The sequence below is a fragment of the Desulfurivibrio nitratireducens genome (genome assembly GCF_044068515.1).
In the GTDB taxonomy this organism is placed as follows: Bacteria; Desulfobacterota; Desulfobulbia; order Desulfobulbales; family Desulfurivibrionaceae; genus Desulfurivibrio.
The window spans coordinates 1-25,530 of record NZ_JBIPKI010000024.1 but is presented as its reverse complement, the minus strand read 5'-3'; the positions used below and the strand labels follow the sequence as shown (position 1 = coordinate 25,530).

Genomic DNA, 25,530 nt, shown 5'->3' with positions numbered 1-25,530 from the left:
AGCCCGGTCAGCCCTCCGGGGGCGGAGAGATATCCAGCAGTTCAAATTGGCGGACTCCGCCGGGGGTTTTCACGATAACTTCATCGCCCACCGACTTGCCGATCATGGCCCGGCCCAGGGGGGAAAGAACCGAGATGCTGCCGGCTTCGACGCTGGCTTCCTCCGGGCCCAGCAATTGATAACTGACCTCGTCGTCGGTATCAAGGTTCACCAACTTGACCACCACCCCAAAGACCACCCGATCGCACTCCAGGGAACTGCAGTCAATGACCTCGGCCCGGCTCAGTTTGTCCTTGAGTTCCATGATCCGGCCTTCAATATGGCCCTGGCGCTCCTTGGCCGCGTGATATTCGGCGTTTTCCTTCAAGTCGCCGTGCTCCCGCGCCGTTTCAATGGCTTTGATCACCACCGGCCGCTCGTGGCGCTGCAAATGATTCAACTCCAGCCTTAATTTTTCGTAACCATTCCTGGTCATGGGAATTCGCGCAACCATGAGCCTTTTTCCTCCAAGCCAAAAAAATCAATGGTATCAACAGGATCAGCACTCCGATTCCCGCAGCGACCCTGCGGCTACAACGGCCTGCAGCAGTAAGCCTACTGGATCCCATATAAAAAAATCACGCCGTTTCGATGGACGGCCCGAAGCCGGACGAAACGGCGCAAACTTCTAATTAAAATTAAATGCCGCCCTCCGCAACCGGCTCCGTCAGGAGCCCGTCGGCGGAGCCGACAAATATAAAAACGGTCGGAGCCCTTTATAGAGAGCGCCCCGGCCGCTTTGTTTCGGGTTTACCATAGCCGCGACCGGATTGCAATAGACATGGTCCCGGACCCCACCTGCACCGGGGGCGCCATCTAAACGGCCTGGGCCCAATTTGCCGGTCTACCAGCGGTAGGTAAGAGCTGTGCTGATTTCCCGGCTTCGATAGTCGGAGCCGGAAACCAGTTCGATCCCGGCCTGGAAAATAAGCTTGGGGGTCCACTCCAGGAAAAAACCGCCGGCCAGGGTCTGGTGGCCATAGCCGTCCGAATCGTAGCTGGTGGCGTAACGCAGGCTGTAATAGCGGGGGGCGTCACGCAGAAAAGGGTCGTCGCTCAACTGATGGCGAAAGGCCACGGCAAAGGTTTTGCGCCAGTGATTTAAAGGGGCCCAGTAAGGGTGATCATCGGCGCTGAAGCCGTCCGCCAGTAACTCTCCCCCCCCTTGCGGGCCGGCTTGCGAGTCCCGGAAGTCGTAGGTGTAGCTGACCGTCAGCAGGGTCGGGTCGGTCAATACGGTGTAGACCAGCCAGAGATCGTAGCCATGGGTCTGGTTGCCGTCGGAATAATAGTGAAAATTGTAGCCCGAACCGGCCTCCAGGCGGGGCAGCAGATCCAGGGCCGCCTCGGCGGCCAGGGATTCGAGCCAGATCCCCCGGTTGACCGCGGCCAGGGTATCCTCGACCATCGCGCGCCGGTAGGCGACCCGGCCCCAGAAACGATCTCCGAAATCACCGGCGATTTCAGCCCGCCCCAGCAGGGTATCACGGCCCTCATCGGCCTCGCCCTCGGGCAGGAATCCGCCCAGCCCCAGAACCAGATCGACCCCGGCGAAGGCGTCGCGGCGGTAAAGGAGCTCGACTTGCCTGGCCCTCAGCGAGCCGGGCCCGTCGGTGTCCCGGTAATGACGGCGACTGACGGATAAATCGAATTCATGGCCGACATAGGGCGCCAGGCGCTGGGAGGCCGCCAGCCACTCCTGGGCCATGGCCTTGTATCCATCCCGCCCCTCCTCGCGGCGGTAACCGTAATGGAGGGTGGAGCGCGGCCGCCGCTTGAGATCATTGCGCAGCCTGGCTTCTTCCAGGCCGGGATAACGCAAATTGTCGGCCTGGAGGCGGCGATAGATGGCGGCTTCCGCTTCCAGTCTTTCCATCCGGCTGTAAAGGCCGGCCAGGTCATAAAGAATCGGCCCTTCATCGGGATATTGCTGGGCGAGGCGTTCGAACTCCCGGGCGGCGGCGAAAAATTCCCGCCGTTCCACGGCCCCGCGGGCCCGCAACTCAAAGGTGAAGCGCTGCTGCCAGCGGTAACTGGCATAGAGGGGGGCGGATATTTGGCGCAACCGCGCTTCGCCCGGCTGCAACCCGGCGGCATAGGCCGGACTCATAACTTCGTCGACCAGTTCCACCAGAGGATTGACGGCCCCGGTGACCCGGCCCCAGATGCCGGGAGGGTCATCGGGCGGCAGCGCCACCGCCTCGGCTTCCGCTCCGGCGACCATAAGCTCCAGCACCGGTGGGATCAATCCTTCCTCGAGCTGGCCGATGGCGGGACGCCATTGCCGTTGCAGCCACAAGGCGTGAACCCTGACCAGCCTCTGGGATGAGGCGCTCCAAGGGTAAGCAGCAGCAAGTTTTTCGGTCAGTTCAACAACTTCGTCGACCCGCCCCAAATGCAGCAGCAGCTCGACTCGCCGCTGCTCAATGCTGAACAACTCCCCCAGGGCCGGAGGCAGCTGTTCCAGCAGGGCCAGGGCCGGACCGGTTTGCCCATCGGCGGCCAGAGCCTCTGCCTGCAGCAGGGCGGCCCAGGCCGAACCCGGCATGGCCGCCAGGGCCTGGCCGGCAAGTTCCGCTGCCGTTTTAGGCCGGAATTGGTGGCTGTTCAACGCGGCGGCCAGCTTGAGTTGCCGACCGGGGTCGATCTCCGCCCAGACCAGGGCTCCCTCGAGCAAGGCGGCCGCCTCCCGCTCCCGCCCCTGGCGTTCACTGATCAGCGCGGCCAGAACCAGGGCTTCGGGATCGGGATAGGGCCTCCCCAGTAAATCCCGAACCATGTTTTCCGCCGACCGCAGGGAATCGGCCGCCAGCAAAACCTTGACCGCCAGCAGCCGAAAATCGTCAACCCGGCCTTCCTCCTCCTGCAGCAGGCGGCGCAGCAGGCTCAATGCTCCGCGATGATCCCCGCCGGCCGACCAAAGCCGCAGCTGCATTTCCTCGGCCAATATTCGCCCCCGGACCACCGAGAGCGGCCGGTCGGGGCTGACCGCTTCCTGGGAAGGATAATGGCGCAGAGCCCTGGTAAAACCCGCCAGCCAGACTTCCGCCTCGGCAAGCAGGGCTTGTTCCAGGGCCAGGTTGAAAAGGGCGTGATAAATTGCCGGCTGATTCTGGTCGCGAAGCAGGGCGATCCGCAACAACTCCTCGGCTTCGTAGGGCAATCCAGCCCGGCGAAAAACCTCGGCATATTGCAGGAGAACTACGATTTGCTCCTCCGGGGTTTCAACCTGGGCCAGCAAGGCGGCAAAACCTGCCGCCGCCGGGCCCAGATCCAGGGCATCCCGGCGCACCGCCCCCAGTTCCATGGCCAGGGAGCGATCCCCGGCCGCCGCGGCCTCCAGCGGCGCCGAATGCTCCCGGACCTCAAGCGGTAAACCAAGCTCGGCCGCCAGCAAAAGGCCCCGGCGCCGCGGTTCACGCTGCCGGGGATCCTGCCGGAGGAGCTGCTCGTAATCCTTAAGGGCCGCGTAAGGCCTGCTCTGAGCTGCCCGCAAAGCCGCCCGCGCCCGCAGCATTTCGGGATCATCGCCGTCTGTCCGGGCCAGGCGGTCCAGCAGGCGCTCACTGGCGCCAAGTTCTCCCTCTTCAAGATAGGCAAAGGAGAGGGCCACCATCACCTGCCGGTTGTCAGGCTCCAGCTGGTGCCAGGCGGCCAGAATTGCCGGAACCTGGTCCCGCCGTTCGGGCCGGTTCAAAAAATCGCCGATCTCTGCTTCCCGCTGCATGACGGAAAGCAGCCGCAGCTTGCGGGCGCTTAAGACTGGATCAGCGGGATAGTAGGAGAGGATGCGGGGATAGAGCTCCAGCGCCTTGGCGTACCGCCCCTGTTCTTCATAGAGCAGCGCCGCCTGCACCAGTTTGTCCGGCGCCGCCTCGCCATCCAAAGCCAGCATCCGCTCCAGGGTCAATAGCGCTTCGGCCCGCTGATCCAGCGCGTTGTAGGTTTCCAGAGCCAGGGTTAGAACTTCCCGGTCGGCCGGCCGCAGTTCAAGATAGCGCTCCAGGTAAGGCAGGGCTTCGGCCATGCGGTTCAGGCCGAGATAGACCTCGGCCAGGCGCCGTAAAAGCCAGGTATCCTCGGGAGCAGCCGCCAGGGCGGGCAACAGGTAGCGCAGGGCTTCTTCCCCCTGGCCCTCGGCGAGTTGGTAGGACTCCAGCCGGGCCGCGGCCCGGGGGTGGGTGGGATCACGTTCCAGCAGCCGCCGCCAGTACCCCGCCGCCTGCCGGCTCAGACCCAGCGATTCATGAACTTCGGCGGCCAGGACCAGGATTCGATCCGCCGCGGCTGCCGGCTCGGCCAGGCGCCGCGCCAGCGGACGGGCCTTGCCGGGCATTCCCTGCTGCTGATATAGACGAGCCAGTTTTTCGCTGAAAATGGGTTGCTCCGGGTCCAGACCAACCAGCTTTTCCAGGTAAGGCAGGGCTTCGGCTCCCTGTTCCTTGGCCAGCAAGGCTTCGCTTAAGCCGGCCAAAAGTTCGGGTTCATCGGGATCCTGCCCCAGAAGCAGGTGAAATAACTCGGCCGCCCGGCCAAAATGGCCCGCGGCCAGCAAGGCGGCCGCCAATCCCCGGCCATATTCCGGCCGGGTTGGCTCGGCTTCCTGCAAAAGTTCAAAGTGCAGCATGGCCCGCTCCGCCTCGCCAAGCTGGAGCCAAAGGCGGGCCAACTCCCAGCGCGCTTCCTCGAGATGGCCCTGCTCGGCCAACAACTCCTCGTAGAGGGCCCCGGCTTCCCGGTACAGTTGGCGGCGCACCAGGTCGCGGGCCTCGGCCCAACGGGTTTTCCAGGCCGGCCGGGCGGAATCCTGCTGGACAACCTCGCGCTCCGGCACCAGCGCTTCCGCGGCCGCCGGCCCGGCGAGCAACAGGCCCAGCAGCACCGGCAGCAGAAAAACCAGTCCCAGGCACCAATTGCCGCGGGCCGAAATCTCGCTTGCGTTATGGGCGCACCCTGTCCCCAGGCGCGCTCGCCCGTCCATGCTGGTCATCGGCTACCCCTTACGAGCGGCGGTAAAAAGCGCTGATCGCCGCAACCACCTCCTCCTGCATGGCCACGGTCAATTCCGGGTAGATGGGCAAGGCCAGGGTCTCCCGGGCGGCCCTTTCGGCCTCGGGAAAAATCTCTTCGTTGTAGCCCAGCTCGCTCACGCAGCGCTGCTTATGCAGGGGGACCGGATAATACACCTCGCAGCCGATGCCGGCCTGCTGCAGATGGCCGAGCAGCTCATCCCGGCGCCGGGCTCGGATAACGAACTGATTGTAGATATGGAAATCCGCCACTCCGGCGGCCTCCGCCTGAGGCTGATAAACCGCGATGGGCAGTGAGACGTTGCCTGCCGCCACCAGGCCGGCGGCCGCAAAAAGCTGCCGGTAAAGTTCGGCGTTTTGCCGGCGGGCAGCGTGCCAGGCGGGAAGATGGCGCAGCTTGATTTCCAGCACCGCCGCTTGAATGGGGTCAAGCCGGAAATTGCCGCCCAGCAAGCCATGATGATACTTGGTAGCACTGCCGTGAACCCGGAGAATCCGGATTTTTTCCGCCAGCTCCTGGTCCCGGCAAACCACCATCCCACCGTCACCGATCCCGCCCAGGTTCTTGCTGGGAAAGAAGGAAAAGCACCCGGCGGCGCCCATGCTGCCGGCCCGCCGCCAAATTTCCCTGCCGGCCGGGGCTGGCTGCTCCGCAGCGCTTTCGGCTCCAACCCCGGCGACCTTGACCGCGGCCGAGGTCAAGGGACAAAGGGCCCCGATGGCCTGGGCCGCATCCTCCACCACCGGGATCCCGTGTTTATCGCACAAAGGCAGAATGCGGGCCAGGTCGGCGCTCTGGCCATAAAGATGCACGGGCAGGCAGGCTTTGACCCGGGCCGCCTCCGCCGGACGAGAGGCAAAAAACTCTGCCAGTCGATCGGGGTCGAGGTTGTAACTTTGGGGGTCGATGTCAACAAAAACCGGCCGGGCTCCCAGCCGGAGAATGCTGCCCATGGTGGCAAAAAAGCTGTAAGGACTGGTCAGCACCAGGTCACCCGGCCCGACATCCAGGCCCATCAGAGCAACCAGCAGGGCGTCGGTGCCACTGCTGACCCCGATGGCCGCGGGCGTCTGGCAATAGTCTGCTACCGCCGTTTCAAGGCTCTCTACCCGGGGGCCCATAATATAACCCGTGGAGTCTATGACCTCGGTGACGGCGGTCAGAATTTCCTCCCGCAGGGGAGCGAGCTGTGGTTTCAAATCCAATAAAGGAACCGGCATTTTTTATATTTTATCCTGCTATTTTTTGGCCAAGCAAATTACGGCCCAGGCCCCGGGGGCATCAGCAAAAAAATCGCCCCTCGGTGCCCAGCCGCCCACCTTGGCGCCGATCAGCGCCAGGGATTAAAAAATTCATCAAGAAAATCCTTGATGTCGGGAACCTCGTTTTCCAGGTAGGCCCGCATCTTTTTGAGCAGGTTTACCTCGATCTGGCGGACCCGTTCCCGGGAGATCGCGAAGCGGTCGGCAATGTCCTGGAGGGTTCGGGGATCATCGCTGAGCAGGCGCTCGCTCAAAATCGCCAGTTCCTTGTCGTTGAGGGTGCGGCGCAGCTTGTCCAGGATGCCCGCCATCCATTCCCGGACTTCCTGGGCGGCCACCTTCTCCTCGACACTGGGACCCAGCATCGGCAGGAAATCCTTGCGTTCATCGCCGGAATCCTCGCGGACCGGGCTTTCCAGCGACATGTCCCAGTTGTCCATGCGCTGGCTCATTTCAATGACTTCACTTTCCTTGACATTGAGGCGCTGGGCCAGCAGTTTGGGCTCGGCCTTGAAACCCTGGGACTCCAGGAGCTTTTTCTCCTTGTTGAGGCTGAAAAAGAGCTTGCGCTGGGCCTGGGTGGTGCCGATCTTGACCAGGCGCCAGTTATCCATGATAAATTTAAGGATATAAGCCCGGATCCAATAGGCGGCATAATAGGAAAACTTGACCTGGCGATAGGGGTCGAACTTCTTGACCGCCTGAACCAGGCCGATATTGCCTTCCTGAATCAGGTCGAGAAAATTCTGCATCCAGTATTTCTGGAAATCCATCGCCACCTTGACCACCAGGCGCAAATTGGCGGTGACCAGCTGATAGGCCGCCTCCGGATCACCGGTCTCCTTGAAGCGCCGGGCCAACTCATCGGCTTCCTCGCGGCTGAGCAGGCGGTACTGGCTGATCTCCTGGAGATAACGGTGCAGCGCGGCGTTGCCGACCACCGGCAGGTGGGACGAATCGTCCAGGCTGACCAGGGGATGGAACTCCTGCCCGGCCTGGTTTTCGGTCTCGTTTTCGGTCTCGGCATCAGCCGATATTTCAAGCAATTCCGCCTCGTTTTTCATAGTTCAGACAATAAATGAATTATCGCAAAAGGTCAAAAGGGATCTTCTTAGCGCTTGGCCGGCAGCCTGACCGGCGGGTAGTGAAGCTGGCGGAAAATAACCTTGGCCGCCAACCGGATCCATGTTAAAAATTAAAATTTTTGCCGCACCAGACATGCAGTTGCCCCAGCCAACGGGGCCAAAGCCCGGAGATCCATGAAAAACATCAGGAATTTCAGCATTATAGCTCATATTGACCACGGTAAATCAACCCTGGCCGACCGTTTTATCCAACTCTGCGGCGGCGTCAGCGCCCGCGAGTTCAAGGACCAGTTGCTGGACAACATGGATATCGAGCGCGAGCGGGGAATCACCATCAAGAGTCAGACCATCTGCCTGCCTTACAAGGCCGCCGACGGCCAGGACTATATCCTCAACCTGGTGGATACCCCGGGCCATGTCGATTTCAGCTACGAGGTGTCCCGGGCCCTGGCCGCCTGCGAAGGCGCCCTGCTGCTGGTGGACGCGGCCCAGGGGATCGAAGCCCAGACCCTGGCCAACCTCTATCTGGCCATGGAAAACGACCTGGAAGTAATCCCGGTGATCAACAAGATCGACCTGCCCGCCGCCGAGCCGGAAAAGGTGGCGGCGGAGATCGTCCAAGATCTGGGCCTTGACGAAGAGCGGATTCAGAAATGCTCGGCCAAAACCGGCGCCGGGGTCGCGGAAATCCTCGAGGCGGTGGTCAAGTTCCTGCCTCCTCCCGGCGGTGATCCGGCCAAACCCCTGCAGGCCCTGATTTTCGACGCCCAGTATGATTCCTTCCGCGGCACCATTATCTCCTGCCGGATCATGGAAGGCCGGGTCAAGGCCGGCGACGTAATCACCTTCCTCTCCAACGGGATCAGTCACAAGGTGGAGGAAGTCGGGCGTTTTCACCTTAAACGGGCGGCCGGCAAAGAACTGAGCGCCGGCGAAGTGGGCTACATTCTGGCCGGGATCAAGACCATCAGCGACGCCCGGGCCGGCGACACCATCACCCTCAAGGAAAATCCCTGCGCCCGGGCCCTGCCCGGCTTCCAGCCCGCCAAGCAGGTGGTCTTCTCCTCGCTCTATCCGGTTTCCACCGACGACTACGAGGACCTGGCCGCGGCCATGGAAAAACTGACCCTCAACGACTCCGCCCTCACCTTCCAGAAAGATTCCTCCTCGGCCCTGGGCTTCGGCTTCCGCTGCGGTTTCCTGGGCCTGCTGCACCTTGAGGTGGTCCAGGAGCGACTGGAACGGGAGTTCGATCTCTCCCTGATCCTCACCGTGCCTTCGGTCAACTATCACGTTTATCTAACCGACGGCAAAATGATCGAAGTGGACAATCCCGCCTATTTTCCGGACCCGGGCAGCATCGAACGGGTCGAGGAACCCTATATCAAGGCCACCATCATGATGCCGGAGCGCTACATGGGAGCGGTGATGAACCTCTGCATGGAGCGGCGCGGGGTCAACAGCAGCTACAATTATCCGATACCGGGCCGGATCGAATACACCTGCGAGCTGCCGTTGAGCGAAGTAATTTACGATTTTTACGATAGATTGAAGTCCCTGACCCAGGGCTATGGTTCCTTCGACTACGACCTCATCGATTATCGGCCCGGTGATCTGGTCAAGCTCGATATCCTGGTCAACGGCGAAAAGGTCGATGCCCTGTCGCAACTGGTCCACCGGGCCAATGCCCGGGCCCGGGGTCTTTCCGCCTGCGAAAAGCTCAAGGAGGAAATTCCCCGCCAGATGTTCAAGATCGCCATCCAGGCGGCCATCGGCGGCAACATCGTAGCACGAAGCACTGTCTCGGCCCTGCGCAAGGACGTTCTGGCCAAGTGCTACGGCGGCGACATAACCCGCAAGCGCAAACTTCTGGAAAAACAGAAGGCCGGCAAGAAGCGGATGAAAACGGTGGGCAACGTTGAAATTCCCCAGAGCGCTTTTCTGGCCGTCCTCAAGTCGGACAACTAGCCTGGGGCGAGGCGCTCCCCCCTCCGCCGGGGAAAAACAGGTTCAGCGGGGGGTGAGAAAGGTGTCCAGACGGGCCAGGAGCTGCTCGCGGCCTTCGCCGGTTTTGGCCGAGAAGAGCAGGCGGTCGGCGGGGGCTATGCCCAGGGCGGCATCAAGGAGCCGGGCCTGGCGGTGCTGTTCGTTGCGGGAGAGCTTGTCCATCTTGGTATAGACCGGCAGCCAGGGGATGGCCTGGCTCTGGAGCCAGCCGGCCAGCATCCGGTCCAGGTCCTTGAGGGCGTGGCGCAGGTCGATAATCAGCACCACGCAGCGCAGATTGGGCCGGGTTTCCAGGTAGGCGGTGATCAACTCCTGCCACTTGGCCTGGAGTTTTTTATCGACCTTGGCGTAGCCGTAGCCGGGCAGGTCCACCAGGTGCAGTTCTTCCCCCACCAGGTAGAAGTTGAGGCTCTGGGTCTTGCCGGGGCGGGCACTGACCTTGACCAGATTGCGGCGCTGAAGCAGGCAGTTGAGCAGACTCGACTTGCCCACGTTGGAACGGCCGGCAAAGGCGATTTCCGGCAGATCGCCCTCCGGCAGTTGAGCCAGGCTGAAAACGCTGTCGACGAAGATTACTTTCTGAAGCTGCATTGCCGCTCCCCGCTGCTGGAATTTGCCGGCCGAGCCGCCCCGGCGAAGGGTAAGATGGGGCGACGGCCTTGCTGACCGCCACTCCTCTGCCCGGTGGCGCTCAGATCACCTTGTTGAGGGAATACTCGATGATCCCCTCGGCCCCGCTCTTGAGCAGGCGGGGGATCAGGTCGCGGACCTCGTGTTCGGAAATCACCGTTTCCACCGAAAACCACTCCTTCTGGTAAAGCGGCGATACGGTGGGGGCGTTGAGGCTGGGCAAAATATCGATTACCTCCTCCAGCCGCGGGGCGGGCACGTTCATCTTCAGGCCCACGATCTTGTCGGCCTTCAACGCCCCCTTGAGCAGCAGGGCGATGTTCTCGATCTTCTCCCGTTTCCAGGGGTCGGCCCAGGCGCTTTTGCTGGCGATGAACTGGGTATTGGAACTCATCAGCTCCTCGATGACCCGCAGGCCGTGAGCCCGGATGGTGCTTTCGGTTTCGGTGACCTCGACGATGGCGTCGGCCAGCCCCGAAACAACCTTGGCCTCGGTGGCTCCCCACGAAAAGGCGATATCGACGTTGATCTTGCGGGCGGCAAAATATTCCCGGGTGAAATTGACCAGCTCGGTGGCGACCTTCTTGCCTTCCAGGTCCTCGGGACGCCTGATCGGCGAATCGCCGGGCACCGCCAGCACCCAGCGGGTGGGCTTGCGGCTGACCTTGGAATAAATCAGATCGGCCACCACCACCACGTCGGAGCGGTTTTCCAGGGTCCAGTCCTTGCCGGTGATCCCGGCGTCCAGGACTTCCTTTTCAATGTAGACCGACATTTCCTGGGGCCGGCAGATGGAACAGGCCAGTTCCGGGTCATCGATTTCGGGGAAATAATTGCGGGAGGAGAGCTTGATCTGCCAGCCAGACTTGGCGAAAAGCTCAATGGTCGCCTTCTCCAGGCTGCCCTTGGGAATTCCCAGCTTCAACTGTTTCATTTCTTATAGACCTCCGCGGGATCAAAAACCGGGGTTTCCGTAATTTCCAGCCGGCTGCCGTCGCCCGCCAGCCGCCGGTAAAAGCAAGTGCGATGACCGGTATGGCAAGCCGCCTCGCCCAACTGTTCGACCTTGAAAAGCACCGTATCGGCATCGCAGTCGACCCGGATCTCCCTGATCAGCTGCACATGGCCGGAGCTTTCGCCCTTGAGCCAGATCTGGTTGCGCGACCGGCTCCAATAGTGGGCCTTACCGGTTTCCAGGGTCCGCCGCCAGGACTCCTCGTTGATATAGGCCAGCATCAGAACCTCGCCGCTTTGCTGATCCTGGACGATGGCCGGCAGCAGCCCCTTTTCTCCCTTGCTGAAATTAAGCATCCTTGCTGATTCCTCGTTCACGATTTACGCTCTTGCCGCCCGTCCGCGGCCGGTCCGGTCCCGGCCTCGGTGTTTTCCCGCCGTTGCCCGGCCGCCTCGGCTTCTCGAGCGCACTTTCTCCGCCGCTCCCGGTCGAGAAAGTGAATCAGGCAGGCCGAGCGAAATTTGCAGTACTCCCGGGCTTGGGGACAGCGGGCATCCGCCTCGGCCATCCTTTTCCGGTATTTTTCACAAATCAAATCCATGGAGTCGCAAGCACCGCCACTTCGGCAGGAACAGGCAGCAGGCGGCAAAATCAACGGGCAACCCCGGCGCCAATCTGCCAGCCCGGGGCTGAACCGCCGCAGACAAAAGCGTTAGAATAGGGCTATCGCCCTGTATTGTCAAGCTGTAAAGCATCTAACGGCCCGAAGCAACTCTGCGGCTGCATCTTTGTCCGACGGCTTTACCGGACTCCATTGGCGGCCTTGCCCGAGCAAAACCTTGTGCCCTTCCCGCTTTTTCGGCATAATGACCCCGAACCGGCGGCCAGCATGCTGCCGCCATCAACCGATAAACGGAGGAGAACCCGGCGACGACGCCGGGGTCGAGTCCCACCCCAAAGGTTTGCAGATGACACCACAGGTAAAGGAAAACGACCAGGTAACGGTTCAGTATGAAGGCCGGCTGGAAAACGGCGAGGTTTTCGAGTCCTCCAGCGACTCGGCCCCGATGTCTTTCCGGATCGGCGAGCAGATGGTCCTGCCCTCGCTGGAACGGGCCCTCATCGGGATGAAGGTGGGCCAGACCCGCACCATCAGCATCCCCCCGGAAGAGGGTTACGGCCCCCGCCACGAGGAACTGGTGCTGAACGTCAAACGGAACAGCTTCGGCGAACGGGAACTCCAGGTGGGAATGGTCATCGCCATGAACCTGGAGCGCGAGGGCGAAACCCACCGCCTGCCGGCCATGATCACCGCCATCGAGGGGGATGAGGTCAAGGTGGACTTCAACCATCCCCTGGCCGGCCAGGAACTTTTTTATACCATTACCGTTACCGCCATCAAGTAGGCAAAGCCGGACCATGACTCCTCCAACAAGCCCGGTGGCCGCCGGTACCGGCCCCCTTGCCGACCGGGCCATTCTCAGCATCGCCGGGTCGGATCCCTCGGGCGGGGCCGGCCTCCAGGCCGACCTTAAGACCTTTACCGCCCTGGGGGTATACGGGGCCGCGGCGATCACCTGCGTCACCGTCCAGAATACCTTGGGGGTGAGATATTTTACCCCTCTGGCGCCGCAACTGGTCCATGACCAGATCCGGGCGGTCCTGGAGGACCTGCCGGTGAGCCATGTGAAAATCGGGATGCTCGGCACGGCCGAAATCGCCTTGGCCGTGGCCGCTGCCCTGGCCGATTTCGCCGGCGAAGTCATTTACGACCCGGTGCTGGTGGCCGGCGCCGGCCAGGCCCTTTGCCGCGGCGGCGCCGGGGGCGAAATCCCGGTGCTGCAGGAAAAATTATTGGCCACGGTCAGCGTCCTGACCCCCAACCTGCCCGAACTGGCGGCCCTGACTGGACGGGAAACGGCTGACCTGGCCCCGGCCGCCGACGCTCCTCCCGCCGCCATTGTCGCGGCGGTCCGGGAACTGTTCCAGCGCTATCCGCGCCTACGGGCGGTGGCGCTCACCGGCGCCCATCATCAGCCGGCCAGTGCCCTGATCCGCGATTTTCTTCTGCAAAGGCCGCCCTTGGCAGCTGAACCGGGTTCGGCGTCGGGCAGTCTCGGGGAACATGAACTCACCGAAATCCGGCATGGGCGCCGGCAAAGCAACAACCTCCATGGTACCGGCTGCACCTTCGCGGCGGCCCTGGCCGTCCACCACCAGCTAACGGGCTCTTACCCCGAAGCCCTGCGGCGAACGGTGGCCTTCCTGGACCGGGTGATTGCCGCCGGCCGACCCTTGCAGTTGGGTAAAGGCAATGGCCCCCTAGGACATCACCTTTGCCACCCCCGGTAAGCTGAGGGAGTTTTTCCATGCGTGATTTTATCGGGCCGGATGGCCGCTTTCGGGTTTACCAGCATCAACCTTCCTACCGGGTCCGCAATTTGCGCCGGCACGACGGATTGGCGCCGCTGGGTTATTCGGCGCCCGACTCTGGCGGGCAACTTCCGCCGCTCATCGACAACCGGCGCAATTTCCCCGCCGGCGACCTGGTGGTTGAGCCGGCCGACCCGGTCTACGAGATCCCCAACCCTTTCCCCTTTCGCGGGGCGACCTTTATCTGCCAGACCTGGGCCGCCGGCAAGGCCGCCGATCCAGGCTCGATCCGGCTGCCCCGGCCCCCGACCGTTTCCCTGCGGTCAGGTCTCGGCGTTGGGGAGATATCGGCCGCCGCCGGCAGCGGGACCAGCGGCCCGGACCGGCCAAGCAGCGAACTCGAACAACTGGGAAGGCTGCTGGCCCTGCTGCCCCGCCCCCTCCGGTTGACCCTGGCCGCCACTTCCCACGATCCCGCCGAGCTTGTTTACCTGGCCGCCCTGAGTTGCGAGTTTGTCTACCCTCGGCTGGGCGACGATCAGTCAACAAGCGATGCCAACCCCCCCGACCACGGCGCCGGCGCTGCCTCCGGGGCGGAACCCGTCGGCCTGCGTTACCACCGGATTGACGGCCAGCCCCGGCCCTTGATCCATGATCATGACCTTTACGAAACCGTGGCCAACAATCCCCATCTGCCGGCGGCTTACCGCCAGATCATGGTCCTCCGCCCCGGCGCCCAGGGAGGCAGCGAAATCGTCGGCGAATACGGCGCGCCCGGCGGACCCACCCATATCTTCGAGTATCTGCGCCGCAACAGTTATATTCCCTGGGGCCATTACGCCGCCAACATGGCCGACGACACGATCCGCTACCGGATCAGCGATCTAAGCGAGGCCGATATGACCGGCCTGCGCCACCTCTATTACCAGCGCACCTATATCCGCCTGGCGGAGATGCTCCAGTTGCCCTGCCGGTGGCAACGCGCCGGTCTGACGGTGACGGAACTGGAAGAATTGCGGCGCCAAATTTTGCCCGCCATCCAACAAGCCGCCCCCGGCAGCCTGCCCTTTACCGCCACCCTCTGGGGCTGGAACTTCGGTTATGATTTGGCCGGCAGCGGCTTTCGCCTCCACGCTTCCCACCAACAGGTTCACCAGCAATACGCCCTGGTGCCGCCCCCGCCGGCATTTGCCTGCGGAGACCAGGTGGCCCATTGCGGCAAGGAATTCCGCCGCCGCCACGGCCGGGGGCTCTTCGCCGCCTACCTGGACGCCCTACGCCGGAACACCCGGATCGACGGCAATCCCGACGCTCCCGCCGATCTGATCATCCATGAGGATGAACAGGTCATCCTCTTTGTCCCCAAGGCCCAGGTCTCCCAATGGGAGATGCAGATCATGACCAAAGGGGAAGTCGGCAATATCCTGGAGGCCGACCAGGCCTGCCGGGCCGCCCTTGACGGCGCCCTGCTCCTGGCCCAGCGCATCCTGGCCGAACTGGGCGCTACCCTGGTCACCAGCATCGAATACGCCAAGCGCCTGGATGATCCCAGCCATGACCAACGGCTGCTTTACGCCCTGCTCCCCAAGTTGCCCTACGCCATGGGGGCCTTCAGCGAAGCCCAGCAACGCTGGATCTGCGGCCATTACCCGGAGGATTTCGCCGCGGCCTGCCGGGCCGCCGGAGCCTGCCTGACCTTGGCCGGGGATTAACCCGCGCCGGTGCCGGGCCACAAAGACGGGAGTTGACTTTAGCGGCCGATTCTCTCATGCTTGCTTAGGTAATGGGCGTTAACGCGAGTTGCGCCGGCGGCAAGCAGCAGCCAGGGGAGGGCAAAACCACCGGAGCCGCTGACCCGGGCCGGGACCGAAGCAAATCAAGGAGCAGGGCATGACCTGGCAACAACACCGGCAAAAAATCACCCGGCACCCGGCACCCCGGTGGCCGGCCCTGCTCTGCGGGCTGATCACGATCTGCCTGCTTGCCGCTCCCCCCGCCGGCGCCAGCGATGACGAGACCTTGAACCTGTGGATCCACCCTTATCTGCCGGCCACCGAACTGATTCGTCGTTTCAGCCCCCTGGCGGACTATCTGGCCGAGGAACTGGAGCGACCGGTGCAGATCCGGGTCCAGCAGAGCTACCAGACCCATATCGATTTAATCGGCCGCGATCACGCCGATCTCGCCTTCATCGGGCCGGCCAGCTACGTAATCATGCGCCGCCAATACGGCCATAAACCCTTGCTGGCCATGCTGGAGGAAAACGGCTACCCGGTTTTTCAGGGAATGATCATCGTCCGGGAAGAGGCCCCGTTCACCAGCCTGACCGATCTCAAGGGGCAAAGTTTCGCTTTCGGCGACCCCAATTCCACCATGAGCTATATCGTACCCCGAGCCATGCTGGCCCAGGCCGGGGTCAGCCTGGACGATCTGGCCCGCCACGATTTCCTCAATTCCCATCATGATGTGGCCCTGGCCGTGCTGGGCGGCTACTTCGCCGCCGGCGGCGTCAAGGACGAGGTTTTCTACGCCTACCAGCCGCGCGGGCTCAGGGCCCTGGCGACCAGTCCGCTGATTCCCGATCACCTCTTCCTGACCCGGGCCGATCTGCCGCCGGCTCTGGTGGACCGCCTGCGGGAACTGCTGCTGGCGATCAACCACCATCCCCGCAAGCTCGAGATCCTTAAGGGGATCAAAGAAACGGTCACCGGGCTGGTGGAGGCCCAGCCGGAAAATTATGACAGTCTCGAAGAAATGATGGCAATTTTCAGCGGCGATTAAAAAATTGGCGGGAATGGAGAGTTTTTTTGCTCCCTGCTGATTACCCTCGCAGTCCGGGCGGTTCGGCAAGCTTCTCGCCCCCCGCAAATAACCGGCCGCCCAGGCCTCGAGGCCATAAACAATGGAAATCAGACAGGCATGATTGAAGAAGAAATCCGGTTGCTGCTGGTGGAAAAATCGGCCCGCGACGCTGACCTGATTTTGAACGCCCTGGCCAAAGAAGGCTACCTTGTCCACGCCGAACGGGTGCAAACGGAGCAGGCCTTGCGCCAGGCTCTTGCCCGGGGCCCCTGGGATCTGGTGGTCTCCGACTATGCCTTGCCGGGTTTTCCTGGCCCGGCTGCCCTGCAAGTAGTCCGGCAAGTGGCCCCCGATCTGCCCTTCATCCTGGTTTCCGCCGCTATCGCCGAAGAAGCCGCCATCGATATCATGCGCGCCGGGGCCCGGGACTACGTGATGAAAGACCGGCTCAGCCGCCTGGCTCCGGCGATCCGGCGCGAACTGGCGGAAGTCCGGCAGCGGCAGCGGCGCCGCGAGACCGAAAAAATGCTCCTGTCCCGGCTCAACCAGGCCCAGAAGATGGAGGCCATCGGCACCCTGGCCGGCGGAGTGGCCCATGACTGCAAAAATATTCTTTCCGTTGTCAAGGGTTATGCCGAACTGGCCCTGACCCAGATCAAGCCGGGTAAGCCGGGCTTCCAGGAACTGCAGGGCATTCTCCAGGCGACCCAACGCTCCGCCGAACTCACCAACCAACTGCTGGCCTTTGCCCGCAAGCAAAAGGTCGCGCCCAAGGTGGTGAATCTCAACGATACCGTGGCCGGGATGCTCAAGATGCTGCGGCGCTTGATCGGCGATGATATCGATTTCAAGTGGCTGCCGGCCGAGGGCTTATGGCCGGTCATGATCGACTCCGGCCAGGTGGATCAAATCCTGGCCAATCTCTGCGTCAACGCCCGGGATGCCATCATCGGCCAGGGCCGGATCAGCATCGCGACCGCCAACGTCACCCTGGATGAGAACTATTGCGCGGTGCATGCCGACTGCGTCCCCGGCGATTACGTCCAACTGAGCGTCAGCGACAACGGGATGGGCATGGACCGGGAAACCCAGACCCATATCTTCGAGCCTTTTTTCACCACCAAGGGCGCCGATACGGGCACCGGCCTGGGGCTGGCCATGATTTACGGAATTGTGAAGCAGAACCATGGTATGATCAATTTTTACAGCGAACCATGCCAGGGAACCATCTTCCGCATTTACCTGCCCCGCCAGCATAAGGCCGCCCCGGCCGCGGCGGCCCCGGCCCCCGGCCCGAGTTCCTTTATCGGCGGGGCCGAAACCATTCTCCTGGTGGAAGACGACAAGGTTATTCTCGATATGACCGCCAGAATACTCAAGCAACTGGGTTACCGGGTTCTGGCCGCCGCCACCCCCGGCACCGCCCTGCAACAGGCAAAACGCCATCCCGGCAAAATCGACTTACTGCTGAGCGACGTGGTGCTGCCGGAACTTAACGGCTGCGAGCTGGCCCAGCAAATTATGCGTCTCCGGCCGGGCATCCGGTGCCTGTTCATGTCCGGCTATACCGCCGATTTCATCACCGACAACGAACTGGCGCAAGCGACCGTCCACTTCCTGGCCAAACCTTTTTCCCTGAGTGCGCTAGCCGAAAAAGTCCGCTACGTGCTGGACCACCAGTAAGCTGGCCCCGACCGAGCCACGACGCTAAGCGAGCACGAGAAGGCTTAATGACGGGGCGGGATCGCCGGCGGCGCCCAGGGTTAAATGCCTGGCCGGCCTAAGTTTACCGCCGCAATCGCCCAGGGATAAGCCCAAGGCCGATGGTCGGCAATTTACAAATGTCGGCGCATGCGGTAGATTGCCGAGGCCGGTTTTTTTCCGCGGACCCGGCGGCCCCTTTTCAGCAAAGGCGGGCCGGCCGGGCTGTTTAAACTAAAAGCAAAAGAGAGCTTGATGAAACCAGGTTATTACGGCAACTGGGGTGGGGCCTTCGTGCCGGAAGTGCTGCACGAGACTTTCCGGCAGTTGAACCAGGTTTTTGCCGCCGCCAAGGCGGATCCGTCCTTCTGGCGCCAGTACGTGGAACTGATGGGCAGCTATTCCTGCCGCCCCACCCCCCTGACTTACGCCGAAAATCTCAGCCGCCGCCTGGGTGGGGCGCAAATCTTCATCAAGCGCGAGGATCTCAACCATACCGGCGCCCACAAGGCCAACAATGTCATGGGCCAGGGGCTGCTGGTCCAGCGGATGGGCAAGAGCCGGGTGATCGCCGAAACCGGGGCCGGCCAGCACGGGGTGGCCACCGCCACCATGGCCGCTAAATTCGGTCTGGCCTGCACCATCTACATGGGCGAGGAGGATGTCCAGCGCCAGCGGCCCAACGTCTTCTGGATGGAAAAGCTGGGCGCCACCGTGGTGCCGGTCACTTCCGGCTCCCGGACGTTGAAAGACGCCATCAACGAGGCCTTCCGCGACTGGGTGGCCAACATGGACACCACTCACTACGTGATGGGCACGGTCTGCGGCCCCCACCCCTTTCCGGAAATGGTGGCCTGGTTCCAGAAAATCATCGGCGACGAGGTGCGGGAGCAGATCCTGGCCGTCCACGGCAGCTTGCCGGCCCGGGTTTACGCCTGCGTCGGCGGAGGCTCCAACGCCATGGGGATTTTCCAGGGTTTTCTGGCCGACCGGGAGGTTGAGCTGGTGGGGGTGGAGGCCGGCGGCAAGGGGCTTGCAAGCGGCCAGCACGCGACCCGGCTCAGCGGCTCCGACGCTTCGCCGGGGGTGGCCCAGGGCTACAAGACCATGTTCCTCCAGGATGACGACGGCCAGATGCGCGACACCCATTCGGTGGCGGCCGGCCTGGATTACATCGGGGTCTCGCCGATCCTGGCCAACCTCTGGGAACTAGGACGGGTCCGCTTTGCCGCCGCCACCGACGCCGAGGTCATGGAAGCCCTGGAGCTGACGATCCGCAGCGAAGGAATTATTCCCGCCCTGGAATCGGCCCACGCCTTCGTCCAGGCCTTCAAGGAGGCCGGTTCACTGCCCCGGGAGGCGGCGATCATCGTCAACCAGTCGGGCCGGGGCGACAAGGACATTTTCACCATCGCCCACGCCTTCAACGATCCCTCCTGGCAGGAGTTTATCCGGGCCAAGGGAGAGGAATACGCCCGCGGCACCAAATAATTGCCGGGGGCCAAGCCCCGGGCAACCAGACGCCCTCAATCGCCACAGGAAATACCGCATGACCCTGAGCCAAGCAATTCACCGCGCCCGCGCCGATAAGGACATCCTGCTGATGACCCACCTGGTCCTGGGCTACCCTTCTTTTGCCGTCAACCGCCGGGTTATCGAGCAGATGGTGGCGGCCGGGGTCGATATCATTGAACTGCAGATCCCTTTTTCCGAGCCGGTAGCCGACGGCCCGGTGATCCTGCGGGCCAACCAGGAGGCCATCGCCAGCGGGGTCAGAGTCCGGGACTGTTTGGCTTTCGCCGCCGAAATGACCGCCCGGCACCCCATCCCCTTCCTCTTCATGACCTACTACAACATTCTTTTCAAGTTCGGGGTGGAGGACTTTCTCGCCGCCAGCCGGCAAATCGGCATCCAGGGCCTGATCATTCCCGATCTGCCGCCGGAAGAGGGAGAAGAATACCTGGCGGCATGCCGCCGCCTGGAACTGGCCCCGATCCAGATCTTCGCTCCCACCAGCAGCGACGAACGGATGGTCGAACTGGCCGGCCACGGGGCCGGCTTCGTCTACTGCGTCGCCCGCCGGGGAGTCACCGGGGCCCAAACCAGTTTCGATGAGAGTTTCAACAACTACATCGCCCGCTGCCGCCGGGCCACTGAAATGCCCCTGGCGGTGGGCTTCGGCATCAGCTCCCGCCAGGATGTAGAACTCCTGCGCGGCAAGGCCGATATCGCGGTGATCGGCTCCGCCACCATCGGCCTGGTTGAGGAACAGGGCCCGGAAGCGGTGGGACCGTTCATCGCCGGCCTGCGCTGAACAACTCCCAACCCCAGCCGCTCGGCAATTACGGCCAAGCGGGCAGTCGCGCCCGCCCCCCGGGTGATCCCCTGAAATTTGGTTGTCACATTTGGTTGGCGGCTAGACGCTCTCGCCACTGGCTATCACCTGGTGCGGGAAATCCGCGGACCGGCGACCGGGGGAGACGATGCAGTTGCGGCCGATCCTGGCCGCCGCCGGAATCTGGGCCCCCTTGCCGATCAGGCTGATGCCGGTATAAAGGTGCTGGGGATGTTCGCGGTTGGCCTGCTGCTTTTCTTCCTCGGCGCCGCAACCCACCACCGCTCCCGCCCCCACCGTCACCCTTTTGTCGAGGATGGCCAGATCGATTGCCGCTTCCGCCGCTACCAGGCAGTCATGAAAGAGGATGGAATCCCGCACCACCGCCCCGGGACCGACCCACACCCCGGGGGAGAGGACCGAGTTGATAACGGTGCCTTCGATCAGGCAGCTGGCGGCGATCAGGGAGTTGCTGGCCCGGCCGGCCCCGATAAAACGGGCCGGACAACGGTCGGAAGGCAGGCCGTCGGCCTCGGGATTGGGGCGGATGCCCCAGGCCGCCGGGGTGATGGGGGGGACGGGCCGCAACACATCCATGTTGGCCTCCCAGTAGGCCTGAATGGTGCCGACATCACGCCAGTAACCGCGGAAGGGATAGGCATAAACCCGGTCGGCGGTGATGGCCCGGGGGATCATATCCATGCCGAAATCCATGTCGGTGCGGTAGGTTTCCAGGGTGTGAAGAAGATACGCGGTGTTGATGACGTAAATGCCCATCGAAGCCAGTTCGGTGCGGGGCTGGGCCGGCTTTTCCTCCCACTCCACGATGCGCCCGTCGGAATCGGTGATGGCGGTGCCGAACTGCTTGATCTGCTCGCGGGGCACCACCATGGTGGCCACGGTCATGTCGGCCTCCTTGCGGCGATGGACCTGGAGCATGTCCTCGAGATCCATGCTGTAGATATGATCCCCGGAAAGGATGATGACCTCGGGCGAAGGATGGGCCTTGATGAAGTCGATGTTTTGGCGGACCGCGTCGGCGGTGCCCTTGTACCAGTCGGAATCACGGGCTCCGGTGCGGGGCGGAAGAATTTTGACCCCCCGGGTGCGCCCGGAAAAGTCCCAAGCGGCGCCGGTGCCGATATGGCGCATCAGCGAGAGCGGCTTGTACTGGGTCAGCACCCCCACTTGGGAAAAGCCCGAGTTCATCACGTTGCTCAGGCTGAAATCGATGATCCGGTAAATACCGGCAAAGGGCACCGCCGGCTTGGCCCGGCTCTGGACCAGGTTGTTCAAGCGGCTGCCGACCCCGCCGGCCAGCAAGAGCACCAGGGGTTCCTGGTTGTTGGAGCTCATCGCACCACCTCCCCGTCGGCGATCCGGCTGCGGGTCATCTTTTCCGGGCCCAGGGCTGGATAAAGGGTGCAACCGGCCCCGATAACCATCCCCGCCGGGATCTGGTTGTTCCAACCCAGCACCGTGACCCCGGTCGGTTCCGCCGGCGGCGCCCCGGCCAGAAGGCTCCCCACCAGGGGCGCGCCGGCCTGCTCCTCCGGTTCATCCCCGGCCGAGGTCTGGCCGCCGATCCGCACCTCCTCGCCCACGGTGACGTTGACGTCGCTGACCACCTTGTCCAGGCAGGCTCCCTTCCCCACCACGTTGTCGAAAAAGAGGACCGAATTCCGTACCACCGCCCCGGCCTTGACCTGCACCCCGGGAAAGAGGATGGAATTTTCCACCCGGCCTTCCACCAGGCAGCCGTTGTAAACCAGGCTGTTGCTGATCTGGCCCTCTTCCCCGACCTTGAGCGGTTGACAGTCGCGGATCCCGCGATGGTCGAGATTGGTCCGGATGCCCCAACGGCACAAGGATAAGCGGGGTTCAACGCCCAGCAGATCCATGCTGGTCTGCCAGTATTCTTCGATGGTGCGGGTATAGCCCCAGTAGCCGGTGAACTTGTAGCCATAGACCTTTTTGTGGCCCACCATGGCCCGGGGGATGATGTCGCGCCCGAACTCGAAGGATTCGTCCTCCCGGGCGTTGGCCTCCAACAGGTCGTAAAGCACCCGGGGCTTGAAGCAGTAAACGGTCATCGAGGCCCAGTTGGAAGCGGGCACTTCCGGTTTCTCCCGGTATTGCAGAACCCGGCCGCCCACCGCGCCGTCCTCATCACCAATTTCCGCCACCCCGAAACGATGGGCCTTGCTCCAGGGAACCTCGACACAGGCCATGGTGCAGTCGGCGTCCTTGCGGCGATGATAGGCGATAATGTCCCGGTAGTCCATATGGTAGACATGGTCGCCGGAAATAATCAGGATGGTTTCGGGATTGTGAAACTGGATAAAGTCGAGGTTCTGGCGCACCGCGTCCGCCGACCCCCGGTACCAGCTGCTCTGGCCGAAGCCCTGGTAGGGAGGCAGGACGAAAACCCCGCGGTAACGGCCGATCATGTCCCAGGAAGCCCCGATGCCGATATGGTTGATCAGGGAAAAACTGCGGTACTGGCTCAAAACCCCCACCAGTTCCAGGCCCGACTGCATCAGGTTGCTCAGGGGAAAATCGATGACCCGGGCAAAACCGCCGAATGGAACGGCGGACTTGGGCCGATGGGCGGTAAGCACGCTCAACTCGTCCACCCTTCCCCCGGCCAGGACCACGGCCAGCACCTTGGGTTTGCGCTGCGGCATCGCGTATCTCCTTGTCAGAGTCAGAGGACAGAGGACAGAAAGCAGAAAACAACGTTTAAAGCCCTACTTTAATTGTGCTTTTGGGATTGTCGCTGGCCACCTTGCGGTTACAGAGTCCCGGCTTAACCCCTCTGCCCTCTCTCTTTCGGTCCCTGATTCACATATGCTTGGTGGTCAGGCGGATCAGTTCCTTGGTGTTGAAGGCGGCGGCGTCCTTCTCCATGTTCTTGAGCGGCACCTCGGCCCGGGCCGATTCACGATGACCGCCGGCGCTGCCGGCCTTACCGAAGATCTTTTCCGCCAAGCGCCCCGCATTCTTTTTGTAGCCGTCGCAGCGAAAAATTACCACCAGTTTGTCGTTATGAATCCCGGAAATGAAAACCCAGTCCGCTTCATGGACCTGTTTAAAGAAGTCGGCGATCAAGACCAGGATATCGGGGCTGGGAACCTTGCCGACATGCGCATAGAGCCGCTGCTTGCTCATTTTCATTTCGGTCAGGGCGTTGCGGAAATAGTTGAGCTCCGAACGGCGCAGCGAGGACATCTCGATCTTGCGGACCAGGCTGAGATTGGCCAGGTTGAAAAGATAGCGAAAGGAGATGGCATCGGCCAGGGTGACCTTTTTTTCGAAATTCTGGGTATCCACCTTGATGGCGTAGAACAGGGCGGTAGCCAGGGCCACCGAGGGCCGGGCCGCGGCGGCCCGCAGATACTCCACCATAATCGAAGCAGTGGCCCCGTATTCCTTGCGGATATCGACAAATGTGGCGACCCAGCCCTTGGTGGCGGGGTGATGATCGATGACCACATCAAAGGCGATATTTTCGAAGGCGGGCAGATGGGGGGGCTGGGAGTCCAGCATGACCTTCTTGCTGTAATCGGCCAGCTTTACCGTATGCAGCCGCTCAGCGGGAATCTTGAGCAGTTCCAGCATGACCAGGTTGTTGAGCCGCCGGATCTCGTTGGGATAGGCGATGGTGACATTCTTGACCCGGTAGCGCAGCAGCCGCTTGACCGCAAAAGCCGCGGCCAGGGCGTCGGGGTCGGCGTTGATCACCACCAGGACATTATCGTCCTTGGCAAAGACGTTCCAGAACTCCTGGAGACGTTCCTTGGCGGTCTTCTTGGAGTTGCGCTTGCGATTGGGATTGGGACCAAGCAAGGCGGCGCCGGTAGCGGGCGCAGGGGAACTGTTTTTCTTCATGGGCGACCTATACCATATTCTCCCGGCCGCTGGCAAGATGTGGCCAACCGCCGACTCCGCCGGCAAGAGGCCGACGGGGTCCGCTCCGCCGGCAATACTTGCGATTTTGGGCCGAATTAACATGAGACTTACCACCTGTTTTGTGCTAAAAAGATCAATTCTCCTAAAGCCTATGAAAGCGGTTGATCCCATGAACAAAATCCTCGTTGTCGGCGGGGCCGGCTATATCGGCTCCCATATGGTATGGCTGCTGGGCCGGAAAGGCGTTGAGGTTGTCACCCTGGACAACCTCTGCGGCGGCCACCGGGATGCCATCCGGCATGGCAGGTTCGTGCACGGCGACATAGCCGATCGACTGCTGCTCGACGAACTGTTCCAGCAAGAACGGTTTGACGCGGTTATCCATTTCGCCTCTTTTATCCAGGTGGGAGAGTCGGTCCGGAACCCGGCCCGCTATTACCACAACAACCTCGTCAACACCCTGAAACTGCTGGAAGCCATGCGGGCCCATGGGGTGGACAAGCTCATCTTCTCTTCCTCGGCCGCCATTTTCGGAGAACCGGAATACACTCCCCTCGACGAGGCCCACCCCCAAAGGCCCATCAATCCTTACGGCCGGAGCAAGCTCATGGTGGAGCAAATTCTGGCCGACTACGGCCGGGCCTACGGCCTCAAGTCCGTTTGCCTGCGCTATTTCAACGCCGCCGGGGCCCATCCGGATGCCCACCTGGGCGAACGCCACCACCCTGAAACTCACCTGATCCCCCTGGTTTTGCAGGCCGCTGCCGGCCGCCGCCCCGCGGCTACCGTCTTCGGACGCGACTACGACACCCCGGACGGGACCTGTATCCGCGACTATATCCACGTCCTCGACCTGGCCGAAGCCCACTGGCTGGCCATGCAATACCTGAACCAGGGCGGCGGCACCACGGCCTTCAACCTGGGCAACGGCAACGGCTACTCGGTGGCGGAAGTCATTGCCGCCGCCGAAAAAATCACCGGGCGGCCCATTCCGCTGCAAGAAGGAAGCCGCCGCCCAGGGGATCCCGCCCGCCTGGTAGCCGATGCGACCGGCATCAAACAGGAACTGGGCTGGCGGCCCCGGCAGCCCGAACTGGAAAAAATCATCCAAACCGCATGGCAGTGGGAATGCCAGATGATAAGGTCGGCATGACAGGCCCGTCGTTGCCCCTTTACGACCGATCTCTCCTGGGGGGCCCGGGGATGCTCAGAGCATGAACAGGCTGGCAATAAACGCATACCTCGATGGGCGCCCGGGCCACGAAAAACAGACCTGGGCGGTAATCAGGGCCCTGGAGCGCCTGACCCCGGTCAGCGTTGAAGCGGTGGCCGCCGGGTCAAAAGTCAGCGGCGCCCTGCTGGGAGCGCTCCCGGCCGCCCTGGTTCTGGTGGCAGAGA

The 25,530-nt window shown here is 62.5% G+C and carries 20 protein-coding genes and 1 pseudogene; 10 read left to right on the top strand and 11 right to left on the bottom strand.

All coding sequences use genetic code 11. The features are described 5' to 3' along the window. Positions 1 to 7: 7 nt before the first annotated feature. From greA to ACHHTY_RS07555, 4 genes are all read right to left on the bottom strand, one after another. Positions 8 to 493, bottom strand: coding sequence for a transcription elongation factor GreA (greA, locus tag ACHHTY_RS07570; RefSeq protein ID WP_395493501.1), 486 nt, complete (start codon positions 491 to 493; stop codon positions 8 to 10). Positions 494 to 883: 390 nt separating this feature from the next. Then, positions 884 to 5,029, bottom strand: a complete 4,146-nt coding sequence (locus ACHHTY_RS07565; protein ID WP_395493500.1) for a tetratricopeptide repeat protein — start codon at positions 5,027 to 5,029, stop codon at positions 884 to 886. 10 nt (positions 5,030 to 5,039) lie between these two features. Next, the gene (locus ACHHTY_RS07560) at positions 5,040 to 6,290 is read right to left on the bottom strand and encodes a DegT/DnrJ/EryC1/StrS family aminotransferase (RefSeq protein WP_395493499.1); all 1,251 of its coding nucleotides are present in this window, start codon (positions 6,288 to 6,290) and stop codon (positions 5,040 to 5,042) included. 110 nt (positions 6,291 to 6,400) lie between these two features. After that, on the bottom strand, positions 6,401 to 7,396 hold the full coding sequence (locus tag ACHHTY_RS07555; RefSeq protein WP_395493498.1) for a sigma-70 family RNA polymerase sigma factor: 996 nt from the start codon (positions 7,394 to 7,396) through the stop codon (positions 6,401 to 6,403). 195 nt (positions 7,397 to 7,591) lie between these two features. On the opposite strand from ACHHTY_RS07555, the gene lepA reads away from it, so the two are divergent. Next, positions 7,592 to 9,385, top strand: coding sequence for a translation elongation factor 4 (gene lepA / locus ACHHTY_RS07550; protein WP_395493497.1), 1,794 nt, complete (start codon positions 7,592 to 7,594; stop codon positions 9,383 to 9,385). Positions 9,386 to 9,427: 42 nt separating this feature from the next. Here the strand turns inward: lepA and yihA are convergent, their stop codons facing one another. From yihA to ACHHTY_RS07530, 4 genes are all read right to left on the bottom strand, one after another. Then, entirely contained in the window at positions 9,428 to 10,015 is a 588-nt protein-coding gene (gene yihA / locus ACHHTY_RS07545) for a ribosome biogenesis GTP-binding protein YihA/YsxC (protein WP_395493495.1), read from the bottom strand. Between the two features lie 100 nt (positions 10,016 to 10,115). Beyond that, a complete protein-coding gene (gene hisG, locus ACHHTY_RS07540; RefSeq protein ID WP_395493493.1) occupies positions 10,116 to 10,988 on the bottom strand; it encodes an ATP phosphoribosyltransferase in 873 nt (290 codons plus the stop codon). Continuing rightward, positions 10,985 to 11,365 carry a phosphoribosyl-AMP cyclohydrolase gene (gene hisI / locus ACHHTY_RS07535; protein ID WP_395493492.1) on the bottom strand — a complete coding sequence of 127 codons (381 nt, stop codon included), beginning with the start codon at positions 11,363 to 11,365 and terminating at the stop codon, positions 10,985 to 10,987. Before hisI ends, hisG begins: the two co-directional genes overlap by 4 nt. A 17-nt stretch (positions 11,366 to 11,382) precedes the next feature. Continuing rightward, positions 11,383 to 11,610, bottom strand: a complete 228-nt coding sequence (locus tag ACHHTY_RS07530; protein WP_395493491.1) for an RNA polymerase II-associated protein — start codon at positions 11,608 to 11,610, stop codon at positions 11,383 to 11,385. Between the two features lie 367 nt (positions 11,611 to 11,977). On the opposite strand from ACHHTY_RS07530, the gene ACHHTY_RS07525 reads away from it, so the two are divergent. The 7 genes from ACHHTY_RS07525 (at position 11,978) to trpA (ending at position 20,199) form a co-directional block, all read left to right on the top strand. Beyond that, positions 11,978 to 12,415, top strand: coding sequence for an FKBP-type peptidyl-prolyl cis-trans isomerase (locus ACHHTY_RS07525; RefSeq protein WP_395493490.1), 438 nt, complete (start codon positions 11,978 to 11,980; stop codon positions 12,413 to 12,415). A 13-nt stretch (positions 12,416 to 12,428) separates the two neighbouring features. Beyond that, positions 12,429 to 13,361 carry a bifunctional hydroxymethylpyrimidine kinase/phosphomethylpyrimidine kinase gene (gene thiD / locus ACHHTY_RS07520; RefSeq protein ID WP_395493489.1) on the top strand — a complete coding sequence of 311 codons (933 nt, stop codon included), beginning with the start codon at positions 12,429 to 12,431 and terminating at the stop codon, positions 13,359 to 13,361. Positions 13,362 to 13,378: 17 nt separating this feature from the next. Beyond that, entirely contained in the window at positions 13,379 to 15,094 is a 1,716-nt protein-coding gene (locus tag ACHHTY_RS07515) for a hypothetical protein (RefSeq protein ID WP_395493488.1), read from the top strand. Between the two features lie 178 nt (positions 15,095 to 15,272). Then, the gene (gene phnD, locus ACHHTY_RS07510) at positions 15,273 to 16,163 is read left to right on the top strand and encodes a phosphate/phosphite/phosphonate ABC transporter substrate-binding protein (protein ID WP_395493487.1); all 891 of its coding nucleotides are present in this window, start codon (positions 15,273 to 15,275) and stop codon (positions 16,161 to 16,163) included. 138 nt (positions 16,164 to 16,301) lie between these two features. Next, on the top strand, positions 16,302 to 17,867 hold the full coding sequence (locus ACHHTY_RS07505) for a response regulator (RefSeq protein ID WP_395493486.1): 1,566 nt from the start codon (positions 16,302 to 16,304) through the stop codon (positions 17,865 to 17,867). A gap of 273 nt (positions 17,868 to 18,140) precedes the next feature. Further along, the gene (gene trpB / locus ACHHTY_RS07500) at positions 18,141 to 19,376 is read left to right on the top strand and encodes a tryptophan synthase subunit beta (protein ID WP_395493485.1); all 1,236 of its coding nucleotides are present in this window, start codon (positions 18,141 to 18,143) and stop codon (positions 19,374 to 19,376) included. Between the two features lie 58 nt (positions 19,377 to 19,434). Then, positions 19,435 to 20,199, top strand: a complete 765-nt coding sequence (gene trpA, locus ACHHTY_RS07495) for a tryptophan synthase subunit alpha (protein WP_395493484.1) — start codon at positions 19,435 to 19,437, stop codon at positions 20,197 to 20,199. Between the two features lie 102 nt (positions 20,200 to 20,301). Here the strand turns inward: trpA and ACHHTY_RS07490 are convergent, their stop codons facing one another. The 3 genes from ACHHTY_RS07490 to ACHHTY_RS07480 form a co-directional block, all read right to left on the bottom strand. Next, positions 20,302 to 21,576, bottom strand: coding sequence for a glucose-1-phosphate adenylyltransferase family protein (locus tag ACHHTY_RS07490; RefSeq protein ID WP_395493483.1), 1,275 nt, complete (start codon positions 21,574 to 21,576; stop codon positions 20,302 to 20,304). Continuing rightward, complete coding sequence (locus ACHHTY_RS07485; protein ID WP_395493482.1) at positions 21,573 to 22,907, bottom strand: glucose-1-phosphate adenylyltransferase family protein; 1,335 nt, start codon at positions 22,905 to 22,907, stop codon at positions 21,573 to 21,575. The genes ACHHTY_RS07490 and ACHHTY_RS07485 overlap by 4 nt, the downstream gene beginning before the upstream one ends. A gap of 157 nt (positions 22,908 to 23,064) precedes the next feature. Next, the gene (locus ACHHTY_RS07480; RefSeq protein ID WP_395493481.1) at positions 23,065 to 24,111 is read right to left on the bottom strand and encodes a DHH family phosphoesterase; all 1,047 of its coding nucleotides are present in this window, start codon (positions 24,109 to 24,111) and stop codon (positions 23,065 to 23,067) included. Positions 24,112 to 24,301: 190 nt separating this feature from the next. Here ACHHTY_RS07480 and galE point away from each other — a divergent pair, with 190 nt between their 5' ends. Beyond that, complete coding sequence (galE, locus tag ACHHTY_RS07475) at positions 24,302 to 25,285, top strand: UDP-glucose 4-epimerase GalE (protein WP_395493480.1); 984 nt, start codon at positions 24,302 to 24,304, stop codon at positions 25,283 to 25,285. 61 nt (positions 25,286 to 25,346) lie between these two features. After that, positions 25,347 to 25,530, top strand: a pseudogene (locus ACHHTY_RS07470) (hypothetical protein); the annotation flags it as partial.

Bases quoted from the DNA above. Each gene is read 5' to 3' on its own strand.
- yihA (WP_395493495.1), bottom strand. From the start codon at position 10,015: ATGCAGCTTCAGAAAGTAATCTTCGTCGACAGCGTTTTCAGCCTGGCT.
- ACHHTY_RS07530 (WP_395493491.1), bottom strand. From the start codon at position 11,610: ATGGATTTGATTTGTGAAAAATACCGGAAAAGGATGGCCGAGGCGGAT.
- lepA (WP_395493497.1), top strand. From the start codon at position 7,592: ATGAAAAACATCAGGAATTTCAGCATTATAGCTCATATTGACCACGGT.
- ACHHTY_RS07555 (WP_395493498.1), bottom strand. From the start codon at position 7,396: ATGAAAAACGAGGCGGAATTGCTTGAAATATCGGCTGATGCCGAGACC.
- ACHHTY_RS07485 (WP_395493482.1), bottom strand. From the start codon at position 22,907: ATGCCGCAGCGCAAACCCAAGGTGCTGGCCGTGGTCCTGGCCGGGGGA.
- greA (WP_395493501.1), bottom strand. From the start codon at position 493: ATGGTTGCGCGAATTCCCATGACCAGGAATGGTTACGAAAAATTAAGG.
- hisI (WP_395493492.1), bottom strand. From the start codon at position 11,365: ATGCTTAATTTCAGCAAGGGAGAAAAGGGGCTGCTGCCGGCCATCGTC.
- ACHHTY_RS07490 (WP_395493483.1), bottom strand. From the start codon at position 21,576: ATGAGCTCCAACAACCAGGAACCCCTGGTGCTCTTGCTGGCCGGCGGG.
- galE (WP_395493480.1), top strand. From the start codon at position 24,302: ATGAACAAAATCCTCGTTGTCGGCGGGGCCGGCTATATCGGCTCCCAT.
- ACHHTY_RS07565 (WP_395493500.1), bottom strand. From the start codon at position 5,029: ATGACCAGCATGGACGGGCGAGCGCGCCTGGGGACAGGGTGCGCCCAT.
- ACHHTY_RS07480 (WP_395493481.1), bottom strand. From the start codon at position 24,111: ATGAAGAAAAACAGTTCCCCTGCGCCCGCTACCGGCGCCGCCTTGCTT.
- ACHHTY_RS07505 (WP_395493486.1), top strand. From the start codon at position 16,302: ATGATTGAAGAAGAAATCCGGTTGCTGCTGGTGGAAAAATCGGCCCGC.
- phnD (WP_395493487.1), top strand. From the start codon at position 15,273: ATGACCTGGCAACAACACCGGCAAAAAATCACCCGGCACCCGGCACCC.
- trpB (WP_395493485.1), top strand. From the start codon at position 18,141: ATGAAACCAGGTTATTACGGCAACTGGGGTGGGGCCTTCGTGCCGGAA.
- ACHHTY_RS07560 (WP_395493499.1), bottom strand. From the start codon at position 6,290: ATGCCGGTTCCTTTATTGGATTTGAAACCACAGCTCGCTCCCCTGCGG.
- ACHHTY_RS07515 (WP_395493488.1), top strand. From the start codon at position 13,379: ATGCGTGATTTTATCGGGCCGGATGGCCGCTTTCGGGTTTACCAGCAT.
- hisG (WP_395493493.1), bottom strand. From the start codon at position 10,988: ATGAAACAGTTGAAGCTGGGAATTCCCAAGGGCAGCCTGGAGAAGGCG.
- trpA (WP_395493484.1), top strand. From the start codon at position 19,435: ATGACCCTGAGCCAAGCAATTCACCGCGCCCGCGCCGATAAGGACATC.
- thiD (WP_395493489.1), top strand. From the start codon at position 12,429: ATGACTCCTCCAACAAGCCCGGTGGCCGCCGGTACCGGCCCCCTTGCC.
- ACHHTY_RS07525 (WP_395493490.1), top strand. From the start codon at position 11,978: ATGACACCACAGGTAAAGGAAAACGACCAGGTAACGGTTCAGTATGAA.